Below are 12,834 nucleotides of genomic sequence, written 5' to 3' on the forward strand. Positions count from 1 at the left end.
CAGGCTGGTCGGCCACCCATGGAACCTCCCTGGTGAGAGACGGTTACCGGTAGGCAGGAACTCGGCCCCGCTAGTGCTGGACCCTGAATCCGACACTACGAGCGGAGCTCTTGGCGCACGTCCAGGCAGCAGCGCAGCCGTACGCCGGTTCGCCAGGTGCCCGGGTCGTACCGTCCACCGACGCGGTCGCCCAACGCCCGGCGAGCAGTTCCTGGACGGCGAACGTGGTCTGGTCGTCACATGCCGCAATCCCGACGACGGCCAGGCCCGGCTACGCCAGGTGCGCTTCGCTGATCCGCTTCACGGCCCGGCACTACGCGCCCGGGGGCCCCTTCTCGGCATGTTCACCCAACCGAGTACGTCCCGGCCGGCGCACCGCCATCGCCGCTCGCGACACTGCCCCGGCGGTCGGCCGAACCCCTGCAGCCCGCGCGCCACCTCAAGGACTGCCGCGGCGGGCCGAAGCGGGCTTCGGTGTTTTTCCGCTTCAGCTGAGGAGGGTTTCGCCGATGCCGGAGGCGGAGGAGACGCCGTATTGCTTGGGGCCGTAGACGCTGACGCTGCTGGTGTTCAGACCGCTGCTGGTGCCCCGCAGTTGCCAGAGGGCGCCGTTGCCGCGGTCTTCGTAGGGGGCGGAGACGGCGAGGTCTGCCTTGCCGTCGCGGTTGAAGTCGGCGAGGCGGACCTGGGAGCCGAAGACGTCGTTGGTCTCGGCGCTGCCAGGAATACCGGTGGTGTCCTGTGAGTAGCGTGCCGCGCCGGTGGTGGTGAGCCCGCTGGCGCTTGCGCGCAGCACGAGTACGTCGCCTGCCCTGGAGGCTCGACCGAGGGCCTCGTAGGGGATGCCGACGGCGAGGTCTGCACGGTGGTCGCCGTTGATGTCGGCGATGGACATCGCCGCGCCGAACTCGTCTTCCTTCTCGTTGGCGCCGGGGATGCCGGCGGTGTTCTGGTGGTAGCTGCGGCCTGAGGGGGCGAGGCCGCCATCGATCTGGGGGTCGCCGTAGCGGACGGTGATGTAGCCGGAGCCGTTGCTGGGGTCGGCCAGTCCATTGGGGTTGAGGCGGGGGTTGGACAGGGCGATGGCGAGGTCGTCGCGGCCGTCGCCGTTGAGGTCGCCGGCCGCCACGTGGTCTCCGCCGGCGAGCCGGGCCTGGGCGGTGAAGGAGTCGGTGTCGGCGGTGCCGGGGGCCTGGCCGTAGACGAGGGTGGTCTTCTGCTGGACGACGGCCAGTTCGCTCTTGCCGTCGCCGGTGAAGTCGCCGGCTGCGAGGTGCCCGCTGCTGGTGGAATCGGGGCCGGTGACGTCATGGCCGGCGGGGGCTTTGGTGTGGGTGAACGTGCCGGAGTACAGCCGCAGGGATGTCTGCCCGCTGACGGCGACGTCCGGGCGCGAGTCGCCGGTGAAGTCGCCCACGGCGATGTCGGCGCCGAACATGCGCGAGGGATACGACGGTCCCGAAGGCAGCGCGAGGGCACTGCGAAACGGTGAGGTACCGCCCCACAGCACGGTCACCGAGCCGTTGCCCGAGGCATCTCCTTCGCTGCCGACCAGCAGGTCGGCGTACCCGTCGCGGTCGAGGTCGCCGCTGGCCAGGCTGCTGCCGAAGAAGTCCTGGTACCCGGCTGTGCCGGGGATGCCGGTGGAGTTCTGCGTGATGTAGAAGTGCTTGCCGGTCAGGCCGTGGGCGGAGCCGAAGGTGAGGAGGACAGCGCCGGCGTCCTCCTTCCCGCTGATCGTCTTTCCAGGCATGCCGATGGCCAGGTCGCGGTATCCGTCGCCGTTGAAGTCGTCGGTCAGCTTGGACCCGGCGGCGACGGCTTGGTCGGCCGAGACGGCCACCAGAGTGCCGGTCAGACACGCCGCGAGGACCGCTGCCACGGCAAGACGGACTGAGTGACGCACGAAATCCTCCTGTGTCACCGCAGACGCCGATGGCGTCTACGACCCGGAATGGTGGTCCGCAACCCGGCGTCCGGCGGGGTACCCGCTCGATCACACGATGCGTAACAAAGAACAGACGCCCCACCATCACCGATGGTTGTACCGCCTTCCGCGACGAGATCGGCTTGCGTCCTGCGCCTCCGGCCAGGTGGTCCGTTGAGGACACGGAGAGCCGCGGACGTACGCACTCGCCACATCGCCGCCACGCGAAGGACGAGACACTGCCCGCCTGGAAGCAGGCGCACAACAAGTCCCACAAGCAGGTCCGGGCCCGTGTCGAGCACGTCTTCGCCCGCCCATCAGACCCTCCGGGAGCCTCCGAGCGCCCTCTACGCCCGTACACCGCCCCACCACGGCCCACCCGCCGCCACCCCCCGACCATGCCCGTTCGCCCCCTGAGCGTTCGCTCACTGCGTGACAAGGGATGCGAACAAGGACACAGACCACCAGGAGGAGCGATGGCGTCCGCTGCACAGCTCGCCGCCCGTCCCGTCGTCCCGCGCCTGCCTGGCGGCACGTACGCGGTACGCGACCCGCACGACCCCGAGGTGACCACCCTGTGGCGCGTCGACGGGGGCGAGCTGTTCCCGTGGCCGCTGCGGCAGCGCTGCGCGCCCCGGCCGCCGAAGGCAGACACGAGCCTGCCGCCCGAGGAGCGCCGGGCCCGTCGCGAGCGCTGGTAGGCCGAGGTCTACTGGCCGTGGAAGGTCACCGTCGCCGAGGCGATCCGCCGCGCGCCCTCACCGCGGCCGACCTGTTCGAGCGCTTGGTGCCCGAGCGCGAGCGGCCCCGGGCCGTGTTCGCCGCCATCCTGGACGGCCGCCCCACGCGCGAGGAGCTGGACGACGCGGAGCGCCAGGAGGAGGGCCGACCGGGACCACCTGCGCACGGTCTCGGTCCTGGCGGCCGCTGCCGTCCGGCACATCGCCCGGGCGTTCCGCGTCGCGCCGTCGGCCGCGTGGCACTGGGCGCAGCGCGGCACGGAGCTATGGAACCGGGAGGGCAGCCCCGAGCCCCTGGCGGCCGCTCTCGCCGCCCTGCCGCCCCTGGATGACCTCTAGGCCCGGAGAGGGCGGCCGAGCGGCCACGTCCTAACGACCGATCTGGAGGTATACGCCATCCTGCTCGCCCTGATCGGAACTCATCTTCAATTGGAACGTGATAGAGCTGAAGCGCCGGCGCTTGCTGACGCGAATGGTGCCATTGGAATCAGTGGGTGGGCCGTTCTTCGCCTTGCCTGTGACTACGTTTGGCTGGGGGACGTCGAAACCTTCGTCGCCGCTGACCTCGGTGACAATCATCTCCGGATCAAAGGTCATGATGGAGCCGAAGGACCCCAAGTGAAGGAAGACTTCCTGCACTTCGCCACCGAGGTTGACTGTGAACTCGCTTTCGGTGTGCAGGCTCACGAGTCCCACCGAGTCCGAGAAAGACAGTGAGGGAGTGAAGGACGGAGTTCCAAACCCTTGATGCTCCCCGTTGAGAAGCACCTCGGTCAGGTTCCCAGTGACCGTTACCCTTTGACCGTCCAAGTTCCCGGCGACCGTTTGCTGGTTCTCGCGAATCGTCCAGTCGACGAACTTTACTATCCTGCCGAACTGCAGGTATACGCCGTCGTCCGGAGAAGGCTCGATGTAGTTCTTCTGTAGTTTGAACTTGATCGAGCTGAAGGCGCGGGACTTCCTGACGCGAACGGTACCGTTGGAATCAGTGGGGCGGGCGTCTCCCTTTAGTGCACCTTTGACCCCGTCGCGCCCGGGGAGGACCTCGAACTCCACGTCGCCGCTGACCTTGGTGACAGTCGTACCCGGGTCAATAAACGTCAGGATTGAGGCGAGTGATCCCACGTGAAGGACAAATTCCTCTACCTCGCCACCGAGGTCGATTGTGAACTCATTTTCGGTGGCCCTGCTGATGAGTTCTACCGAGTCTGAGGTGTCCAGTGAGGGAGTGAAGGCGGGCCACTGAAAGTCAGTGTGCTCCCTGTTGACGTTCACTTCGCGCACGCTGTTGGGGGACCTACCCGTGACTGTCACATTCCGGCCGAGCAGCTTCCCGATGGCCTTTGTGCCGCTTTCGCTCGACGTCCAGTCGACGAACGCATGCGGTTCGGCTGTCATTACTGTTGCCATGATCTCGACCCTCCTGATGTCTGGCTCATTTGAACCATATGGATTCGCCCCGGAGGTTCCCCCTAACATGCGGCCTACCAAGCCCGGTCCCGCCAGGGTGCTTGCGAATTCGTTGAAAGGCGGGCTGTCCCGCTCAGCTTCGCGAAGGGAACGGCCTTGCCCTAAAGTTGAAGGCCCGAAGGTTGAATGAGGCACTGCAATTGGGCCTCTCCTTCAGGATAGCCGGATATGAAATTCGCGCTTCTTGGGAGTACCGGACCTGCCATTTCGTGCATCCGGGCGATGCCCAGCATGGTGATTACCTCGCGGCGACGCAGCCCCCAGGGCATACGTGGCCTTCATGGCGGTCGCGTCACGCATGGCCGGGAGCCAGCCCTTGCTTGCCCGAGGTTCGGGCGGCTGCCACCTGGTTATCGGCGTAGTCGAAGAAGCGCTGAAGCTCGCGCCTTGGTGTGCGTCTTTCCTGACACGGCCGACATCGATCGCGTCGCTCACGCACTAGATGTCGCGGTTCGGCACAGCGACCCGGACGACATGTGTTACGTGTCCCAGCGTCCCGGACGTCAACACACGCGGCAGGGCAGGCGCAACCCCCGCAACCTCCCGTGGCCTGAGCCGACGCCACGCCACACAGATAGGTCCCGCCCGTCGGCGCTCCACCCGCCCCCGGGCGGCAAAGGCCACTGTGCACGTGCGGAGAGCTGAACAGCGTCGAGGCCGAAGCAGCTCGGCTACGCGGGGCGAGAGCCTCGCTGCCCGGCTGAGCACACGAAGGCCCGGCAGCGAACACCTTCCGTTCTAGCGGTCGTTGCAACGCCCCAGTTCAGGGGATGCGATGGACTTCGAGATCCGGGAGATCCGGACGGCCCAGGGGTCGAAGAAGCTGCTGCGTGAGCGGGAGACATACTTCCTGCTCATGCAGCGTGGCCTCAGTAACAACCAGGCGTGCCGGATCGTCGGTATCAACGCCAAGACGGGCCGCCGGTGGCGTAACGGCCGCCGTGCCGACCGCAAGCAGAAGGCGGCATCTCCGGTTCGGCCGGCGGCGCCGCCTTCTGGCGCGTCCAGGTATTTGCGCGAGGGAGAACGGATCTTCATCGCCGACCGGCTTCGGGAGAAGGCCACGGTCCGTGCGATAGCCAGTGAGCTGAACAGGAGCCCGTCGACCGTCAGCCGGGAGATCCGTCGCAACCGGCTCCCGCCAACGGCCAGTACCGGCCCTTCGCCGCCCAGGCCCGCGCCGATGCACGCCGACCGCGCCGTTCCAGGCCATTGGGAGGGCGACCTGATCATCGGCAAGGACGGAGCCTCCGCGATCGCCACGCTCGTCGAACGCGCCACCCGCTACGTGATGCTCCTGCACCTTCCCAACGGCCGGGGAACCGAGTTGCTCCGCGACGCCCTGGTGGAGACCGTCCAGCACCTGCCAACCCACCTGAAGCGGTCCCTGACCTGGGACCAGGGCAGCGAAATGGGCCGCCACCGCGAGTTCACGATCACCACGGACATCCCGGTCTACTTCTGCGACCCGGCCAGCCCATGGCAGCGCGGCTCGAATGAGAACACCAACGGCCTGCTGCGGCAGCACTTCCCCAAGGACACCGACCTGACGGTCCACACCCGCGAGGACCTGGACGCGCCCGTCGTGTGAGAGCGCCGACGACTGTATGCGCTGGTCAAGACCCGTAATCCGGCCGGACAGAAGCGCTATACCGCCAACGATCGGAAACCGGACCGCCGTGTGAAGTTGCTCCAGCTACACAGGTTCGAGGACACGCGTGCCTGATGGGGGAGGGCGGACCTGATGTTAGTGACGATCAACGTGGCGGTTCTGCTGGCAATCATCATCATCCTGCGGCTGCGTCGGCGTACGCAGGCGCGAAGCCGCTTCGACGAGAAGCTGACCGTCGCCATCGTGCTGGTCTTCGGCGTGCTCATCGCCCCGACAGCGGTCGGCCAGGGAATCCTGGACGTGGTCGTTCAGGTAGTGCAGGGCGTCTCTCAGTCAGGGCGCTGAACGAGACCGGAGTTCGACCGACAGGATGGGTGCTCCGAGGCCGCTGAGGACGCCGACCGCGCGAGGTGCTGGGTGACCCAGCTGGTATGACCATCCACTCACATGGGCGGCGTATCAAGGGAAACGCTGAGAGCGCCCCGGTCTGGGCCGCTATCACCGGTACATGGTCAAAGCTGTGCTGCGCGGCCTAGGCCCTGTCTGGCAAATGATCTTGGGCTCGTTGATCACGGCCGGCAGGGCCATGCTCTGGCGTGGTGCGACAGGCGGCTCGCCGGGCCGCGGCGACCTATGGTCGCCCACCCCACTCCATGGGATCATTTTGCCCTAGAGACTACCTGAAGGGGGCGTAATGTCCCGCATCGAAGAAGCCATCGACATCTCCCGTCGCCCCGACGAAGTCTTCTCGTACCTGACAGATCCGAAGCACATCGCTGAGTGGGAAGAGAGCGCCGAAGCGGTACGCACCCTGAGTGAAGGGCCGCTCGGTGTCGGCTCTCGCTTCCAGGTGCAGCGGCGGATCGGACGCCTGAAGGTCCCCATGACCATGGAGGTCACGGAGTTCGACCCGCCGCGCAGTTGGCATTTCCACGGCGTCGACGGCCCGGTCCGCAGCGACCTCCAGGGCACGATCGAGCCGCTCGACGACGGCGAGCGGTCCCGACTGACGCTGTCCCTCGATCTCGAGCCGCACGGCATCGGCAAGGTCCTCGTTCCGCTCGTGGTCAAGCCACTGGTCCGCAAGGAGATTCCGCGGGACGAGGCGCACCTCAAAGAACTGCTTGAGGCGGGCACGGCCTAGGTTCTGTCTGACGAACGATCTTGGGCGGGCTCCCGGAGCCAGAGGATGAGTGAGGCGAGGTGGACTCCGGCTTTGTAGGGGGTGGCCAGTTTGTCGAACCGGGTGGCGATCGCACGGAACTGCTTGAGGCGGTTGAAGCAGCACTCGACCACGTTGCGGGCCTTGTAGAGCTCTCGGTCGAAGACCGGCGGTCTGCCGCCGGCCTGTCCGCGCCGCACACGGTTGGCCTTCTGATCCGCCCGCTCCGGAATCACCGCCCGGATGCCCCTGCGCCGCAGGGACTGGCGGATCGCCCGGGACGAGTACGCCCTGTCCGCGACAACCGCGTCGGGCCTGCGGCGGGGCCGCCCGGCACCGGCCCGAGGCACCCTCAAGGCGTCCATGACGTCGTCGAAGACGGTGGAATCGTTGACGTTGCCGGGCGTGACGACGACGGCCAGGGGCAGGCCACGGCCGTCGCAGGCGAGATGGACCTTGGTGGTCAGCCCGCCGCGGGACCGGCCGAGCGCCTGGCCAGCCGTCGCACGTGCCGGATCTTCCAGTTCGTCCCCCGTCGACGCCCCCTTTTGCGGGCGCCGGCGGCGTGCTGGTGAGCCCGGCTGATCGTCGAGTCGACTGGCACCGTCCACTCCACCGCCCCGACGGAGTCGTCCCGGACCTGGACCTGCTCGAGCAGGCGAGCCCAGGTTCCATCCGTCTCCCAGCGGGCGAATCGCTCATAGGTCGTCTGCCACGGACCATAGCGTACCGGCAGGTCACGCCACGGAGCACCGGTCCGCAACCGCCACAACACCCCGTTGATCACCTGCCGGTGATCCCGCCACGGCCGCCCTCGTCCGTCAACACCCGGCAGCAGAGGCGCTGTCCGCTACCACGCCGCATCCGTCAGCTCACCACGACCCACCACAAGATCAATTATCAGACAGGTCCTAGCCGCGCGGCCCGGCGCCGTGCAGGAGGGTGTCGATGACGAGCGTGGCCAGTGCGTCCGGGTCCTGCTCCGCGCCGGGCTTGTTGATGGCTTCGCTGAGGAGGGCGTAGTACACCTGCCGCGTCCACTCCAGGTCTGCGTCCGGGGCGAGTAGCCCCTCGCGCTGCGCCCGGTTCATGAGATTGACGGTGTGGGTGTTGATCTCGCCCCAGAGGGCGGCTGCGGCGGGGGTGTGAGCGGTGGCGTGGCTGAGGGTGAAGCGCCAGGTGTTCTTGACCCGTAGGACGTTCGCCGTCACTCGGTGCAGAGCCACGAGTGCGGGAGCGGCGTCCGGCCGGGCTTCCTCGATGGCGTCGATGAGCTGCTGCTTGGCGGAGATGGCGAGCGCCTCCAGGAGGGCTTGCCGGTTCGCGAAGCGGCGGTGAACGGTGATCCTGGTCAGTCCCGCCGCTTCGGCGACCTGTTCCATGGAGGCGCCGGCGTCCTGGGCGAAGACCTGCTCGGCCGCCTCCAGAATCGCGCGCACACTGCGCTCGGCATCTGCCCGCAGTGCTCGGCCCATGTCTGTCTCCTGTCTGGTTCGCTACCCGGTCTCTTGTAGAGGATACGGGTGCGCTACGGGTATCTCATTAATTGATTCTCTAATGTTGCAACTCTGGCGATAGTTGATACTTTAGTGACACTGTTAAGGGATCACGCCGCACCGGCGGAGCGGGCATCTGCACGACCGTCGCTCACGACCGGTATCCCGTCTCCCCTGCCGGAGGAGACATCCGAGCCCGACTCAAGGAATTGGCATGCCCACAACGAAGCTACGCACCCGTGTCTCCCGACGCACCGCAGTGGCGCTGGCCACCATGTCGGTCGTCGCCGCCGTCGCCGGCGCCGCGCCGAGTGTGGCGAGCGCAGTGAGCGACAGCTCCAGCGTCACCCGTCACGCGGTCGTACAGACGCAGAGCCCCCCAGAGCGCCGCCACCGCCCCCAACCTGCGCGTCAAGGCCGCCAACGGCGTCACCTACCAGTACCGGCGCTTCGGCAACCCCAGCGCCGGCAGCGTGCCCCTGATCTTCCTCCAGCACTACCGCGGCACCCTCGACAACTGGGACCCCAAGCTCATCGACACCATCGCCGCCAAGCGCGAGGTCATCCTCGTGGACAACGTCGGCGTCGGCGGCTCAACCGGCACCACACCCAGCACCATCCAGCAGATGAGCCTGGACGCCATCGACTTCATCGACGCCCTCAAGCTGCCCCACTACGACCTGTTCGGCTTCTCCCTCGGCGGCCAGGTGGCCCAGGAGGTCGCCCTGCGGCGCCCCTGGCAGGTCCGTCGCGTCGTCCTGGCCGGCACCGGCCCGCAGGGCGGGGTCGACCAGAGGGCGTCCGACCTCAAGGTGCTGGCGAGCGCGTTGGCGGACAACCCCGGCCCTGCCGACTTCCTCTTCCTGTTCTTCAAGAACACCGCATCCAGCCAGGCCGCCGGAACTGAGTTCCTGCAGCGCCTCGGCCAGCGCACCACTGACCACGACGCGCCCGCGAGCCTCCAGACCCGCGACGCGCAGCTCACCGCGATGTCGGAGTGGGGCATCCCGGACAAGTCCAAGCTGGTGCGGCTCAACGCCCTCTTCCAGCCCACGCTGGTCGCAGACGGGGACAGCGACATCCTGATGCCCCCCAAGAACTCCCACCTGTTGGCCAAGTACCTCCCCAACGCCCAGCTCAGCATCTACCCGAACGCCGGCCACGGGTTCCTCATCCAGTACGCCGCCAAGTTCGGCGCCGAGGTGAACACCTTCCTCGACCACTGACAACCCATCAATCCAGCACCGCGAGACGGTCACCGACACCGCACACGGTGACGGCCGATCAACACACCTGCCCCGCCGGAGCCCCGCCCGGCGGGGCAGAGCCACGCAGAGAGTCCCCCCGGCACCCTCGCAGCCCTCCGCGTCACGACTGCGCACCCCAGACCATTCGCTCACATCTGCGCCGCCATCGAAGCCATGGGCCCAATGGGCGACTGAGGCGCCCCCGCGGCCGGCGGCGCGTGCTGGCCGCGAAAGGGTCGGTGCGTCGTCCTGGCCGTCACGGCGACGGCCTGCGTGTCCGCCCGGCCCAACACGTCGTTGCAGCTCAGCCCGCCGTCCGCGGGTCTGCTCCATGGAGCCGGCGGCACCTTGGAACGACCCCTGCCCGGCAGCGTCAGCCCATCCGGTGACCCTCCGTAGAGGATACGTTGGCGCTACGGATAACCGATTAATTGATGCTCTACTGTTGCTGCTACAGGCAAACCTGATACATTGATGAAACCGATTGAGGGGACATCGGAAGCGATCCCATGAGTCAGGAGTCCGAAATGGCAACGACGACAACACGACCGGTAGCCCTCATCACGGGTGCGTCCTCCGGCATCGGAAAGGCAGCCGCGCTCGCGCTGGCCGCGGCGGGCTACGACGTGGTCGGCACCAGCCGCAACACCGTGCACGTCACCCCTGTGAAGGGCGTGACCTTCCTCGACCTCGATGTGACCAGCGACGATTCGGTGACCGCTGCGGTCGGCGAGGTGATCGACCGGTTCGGGCGGATCGACGTTCTGGTCAACAACGCGGGTATCGGCTCGGCGGGCGCCGCCGAGGAGAGCTCCGCCGCGCAGGCGCAGGGTCTCTTCGACATCAACGTCTTCGGCGTCATCCGCATGACGAACGCCGTCCTGCCGCACATGCGCGCCCAGCGCAGCGGACGGATCATCAACATCTCGTCCATCGTCGGGTTCATCCCGCAGCCCTACATGGCGGTCTACGCCGCCTCCAAGCACGCCGTCGAAGGCTACTCGGAGTCCGTCGACCACGAGGTACGCGAGTACGGCGTACGGTCCTTGCTCGTCGAACCCGCCTGGACCAACACCGCGATCGAGGCGGCCAGCGTGCGGCCCGACCAGCCCCTGGACGTCTACGCCAAGCGGCGGCTCGCCTTCGAGGAGTACATGGCCGGCGCGGTCAAGGGCGGCGACGACCCCGCCGTCGTCGCCAAGGAGATCGTCGCGGCGGCCACCGACGCCAAGCCCAAGCTGCGCTACACCGCCGGCGCCATGACCGGACGCGTCCGCACCATGCGCCGCATGGTCCCCTCCCGCATGTTCGACCAGCAGCTGCGCAAGCTCAACCACCTGCCCGCCTGACGACTCCCAGAAGACCTCCACGACACATCGACAGGAAAGCGAACCCCGCCATGAGCACATACATTGCAGACGCGGCCGAGGACCTCACCGTGGAAGGACCCTCCGCGACGTTCACCTACCGGCGCATCGGCCCGCGGGGCGGTATCCCGCTGGTCCTGCTGAACCGGGTCCGCGGGACCCTCGACTGGTGGGACCCGGAGTTCCTGGACCACCTCGCCGCCAGCCATGACGTGATCGTGTTCGACAACGTCGGCACCGGCTACACCACCGGCACCCCGCGCGACTCGGTCGAGGGGATGGCCAACGGCACCGTCGAGTTCATCGAGGCCCTCCGTCTGCCCCAGGTGGACCTGCTCGGCTGGACCCTGGGCGGCACCATCGCCCAGCACATCGCCCGCCTTCGGCCCGATCTCGTGCGCAAGCTGGTCGTGGCGGCCGCCAACCCCGGCGGCACGGTGCCCGGCGCTCCCGACCCGGACCCGAAGGTGCGGGCCACCATGACCAAGCCCGAGACCACCGGGGACGACCTTGTGTTCCTGTTCTTCCCCGAGACGGACACCGGCCGCGCCGCCGGGTACGAACACCTCGCCAGGGTGGCCCCCCGGCTGGCCGCCGGACGCCCCGACGTGTCCGAGGCCGCGGCCATGGGCCAGATCGCCGCGATCCAGAAGGACGCGTCGATCCCCTTCGAGCAGGTGCGCGCGGACCTGGCAACCATCCGGCAGCCCGTTCTGTACGCCACCGGCATCAAGGACGCGATGATCCCCGCCCTGGCGTCCTACACCGCCGTCCAGTACGTCCCCGACGCCACCCTCGTCGCCTACAGCGACGCCGGGCACGCCTTCCTCTTCCAACACGCCAAGGACTTCGCCAGCCAGGTGACGCCTTCCTCGCCGACTGACCGTTCACACGGACACCGGCCCCCCAGGAGGCACGACAAAGTCGGGACGCCTCCCGCACCGAGGAGAGTCATCGTGCAGTTGACCAGCGACCCGGCGCGCCGCGGTCGCGTCCGGCAGCTGCACGGCCCCGGCAACGACCTCCGGAAACGACGGCCCCACGCCTGGAACGCAGCACCACCTGGCCCGCATCGACGGAGACGAGAGCCCGAAATCCGTCCCACTTCGGCTCCGCAGCACAGCCAGGTCGCAGATCGGGCACGGACACAGGGGTGGTCAGCATCGGCTCCGGCAGCGTCCATGTCACCTCCCATCCCTTCCACCCGCCATGTCCGCCACCCGAGTGGCTGCGCATCGCCCGGCGAGCGACGTACAACTCCGCTCGCCAACGACATGAGGGCCCCGGCCGCAGCACTCGAGGGCGTGGGCATACTGCTGGCCATGACGACCCCGCTCCGTACCCGCGTGTACGCGATGACCGTCACGGTGCTGGTGTGCGTGGTGGGTAGCGGAGCCTGCTTCGGCTTCCTCCTGGACGGCTGGGCGGGAGTCGCAGCGGGCGCAGGTGCCGCCAGCCTGGGCGCGGGATTCGGAATGCTTGTCCGCCCCCGGCCGACGGGTGACTTCCGTACACCCTTCCATCCGCGTTCCCTGGCCGAATTCGCGCGCTTCTTCGAGGGCCTGGAGCTGCTCGGGCCGGGCCTGATCCCGGTGTCCGGATGGCGGCCGGACCCGCAGGACGTGGCCCTGCAGGCGGAGGGCATCGTGCCGGTGTACGCGGGTGTGGCCCGCAAGGCCTGATTCGAGCCGTTCGCCGGACAGGGCGAGGAGCACGGGTCCATACTTGCGACACGTGGCGACACATGTGCCGAAGTCCGAATTCGCGCAGTCGCGGCGGGGGGTTGACGACGCAGCGGGGGGCTGACGCACAC

General features: G+C 67.9%; 11 protein-coding genes and 3 pseudogenes. 8 read left to right on the plus strand and 6 right to left on the minus strand.

Annotated elements, in window-relative coordinates:
* Positions 1 to 70: 70 nt before the first annotated feature.
* Together AB0G20_RS37975 and AB0G20_RS37980 are read right to left on the minus strand one after the other, a co-directional pair.
* Positions 71 to 265 carry a DUF6207 family protein gene (locus tag AB0G20_RS37975; RefSeq protein WP_361311101.1) on the minus strand — a complete coding sequence of 65 codons (195 nt, stop codon included), beginning with the start codon at positions 263 to 265 and terminating at the stop codon, positions 71 to 73.
* Between the two features lie 222 nt (positions 266 to 487).
* A complete protein-coding gene (locus AB0G20_RS37980; protein ID WP_361311034.1) occupies positions 488 to 1,906 on the minus strand; it encodes an FG-GAP-like repeat-containing protein in 1,419 nt (472 codons plus the stop codon).
* Between the two features lie 497 nt (positions 1,907 to 2,403).
* Here AB0G20_RS37980 and AB0G20_RS37985 point away from each other — a divergent pair, with 497 nt between their 5' ends.
* Entirely contained in the window at positions 2,404 to 2,628 is a 225-nt protein-coding gene (locus AB0G20_RS37985; protein ID WP_361311108.1) for a hypothetical protein, read from the plus strand.
* Positions 2,629 to 2,636: 8 nt separating this feature from the next.
* Here AB0G20_RS37985 and AB0G20_RS37990 read toward each other — a convergent pair whose 3' ends face one another.
* Positions 2,637 to 2,834: a hypothetical protein gene (locus tag AB0G20_RS37990; protein WP_361311037.1), complete on the minus strand. Its 198-nt coding sequence runs from the start codon at positions 2,832 to 2,834 to the stop codon at positions 2,637 to 2,639.
* 202 nt (positions 2,835 to 3,036) lie between these two features.
* A complete protein-coding gene (locus tag AB0G20_RS37995; RefSeq protein ID WP_361311039.1) occupies positions 3,037 to 4,077 on the minus strand; it encodes a hypothetical protein in 1,041 nt (346 codons plus the stop codon).
* 835 nt (positions 4,078 to 4,912) lie between these two features.
* Between AB0G20_RS37995 and AB0G20_RS38000 the strand changes: the two are divergent.
* The 3 genes and pseudogenes from AB0G20_RS38000 to AB0G20_RS38010 all read left to right on the plus strand — a co-directional run.
* Positions 4,913 to 5,710: pseudogene (locus AB0G20_RS38000) on the plus strand (IS30 family transposase); the annotation flags it as partial.
* A gap of 171 nt (positions 5,711 to 5,881) precedes the next feature.
* A complete protein-coding gene (locus tag AB0G20_RS38005) occupies positions 5,882 to 6,094 on the plus strand; it encodes a hypothetical protein (RefSeq protein ID WP_361311041.1) in 213 nt (70 codons plus the stop codon).
* A gap of 349 nt (positions 6,095 to 6,443) precedes the next feature.
* On the plus strand, positions 6,444 to 6,893 hold the full coding sequence (locus AB0G20_RS38010) for an SRPBCC family protein (protein ID WP_361311043.1): 450 nt from the start codon (positions 6,444 to 6,446) through the stop codon (positions 6,891 to 6,893).
* On the opposite strand, the gene AB0G20_RS38015 is transcribed toward AB0G20_RS38010, so the two are convergent.
* Both AB0G20_RS38015 and AB0G20_RS38020 read right to left on the minus strand, forming a co-directional pair.
* Positions 6,890 to 7,749, minus strand: a protein-coding gene (locus AB0G20_RS38015; protein ID WP_361311104.1) for an IS5 family transposase whose coding sequence is annotated in 2 segments (ribosomal slippage) — positions 6,890 to 7,461 and positions 7,461 to 7,749 — 861 coding nt in all. Because the reading frame shifts where the segments join, the coding sequence is not laid out codon by codon here. The genes AB0G20_RS38010 and AB0G20_RS38015 overlap by 4 nt on opposite strands.
* A gap of 73 nt (positions 7,750 to 7,822) precedes the next feature.
* Positions 7,823 to 8,386, minus strand: a complete 564-nt coding sequence (locus tag AB0G20_RS38020; protein WP_361311045.1) for a helix-turn-helix domain-containing protein — start codon at positions 8,384 to 8,386, stop codon at positions 7,823 to 7,825.
* A 494-nt stretch (positions 8,387 to 8,880) separates the two neighbouring features.
* Here AB0G20_RS38020 and AB0G20_RS38025 point away from each other — a divergent pair, with 494 nt between their 5' ends.
* The 4 genes and pseudogenes from AB0G20_RS38025 to AB0G20_RS38040 all read left to right on the plus strand — a co-directional run.
* Positions 8,881 to 9,633 (plus strand): alpha/beta hydrolase, encoded by a 753-nt coding sequence (locus AB0G20_RS38025; protein WP_361311047.1) that lies wholly within the window; start codon positions 8,881 to 8,883, stop codon positions 9,631 to 9,633.
* A 548-nt stretch (positions 9,634 to 10,181) separates the two neighbouring features.
* Positions 10,182 to 11,003 carry an oxidoreductase gene (locus AB0G20_RS38030; RefSeq protein WP_361311049.1) on the plus strand — a complete coding sequence of 274 codons (822 nt, stop codon included), beginning with the start codon at positions 10,182 to 10,184 and terminating at the stop codon, positions 11,001 to 11,003.
* A 50-nt stretch (positions 11,004 to 11,053) separates the two neighbouring features.
* A pseudogene (locus AB0G20_RS38035) lies at positions 11,054 to 11,848 on the plus strand (alpha/beta hydrolase); the annotation flags it as partial.
* A 684-nt stretch (positions 11,849 to 12,532) separates the two neighbouring features.
* Positions 12,533 to 12,703 (plus strand): annotated as a pseudogene (locus tag AB0G20_RS38040) (SAM-dependent methyltransferase); the annotation flags it as partial.
* Between the last annotated feature and the right edge of the window lie 131 nt (positions 12,704 to 12,834).

Origin of the sequence: Streptomyces sp. NPDC024017 (assembly GCF_040638895.1) — a bacterium.
In the GTDB taxonomy this organism is placed as follows: Bacteria; Actinomycetota; Actinomycetes; order Streptomycetales; family Streptomycetaceae; genus Streptomyces.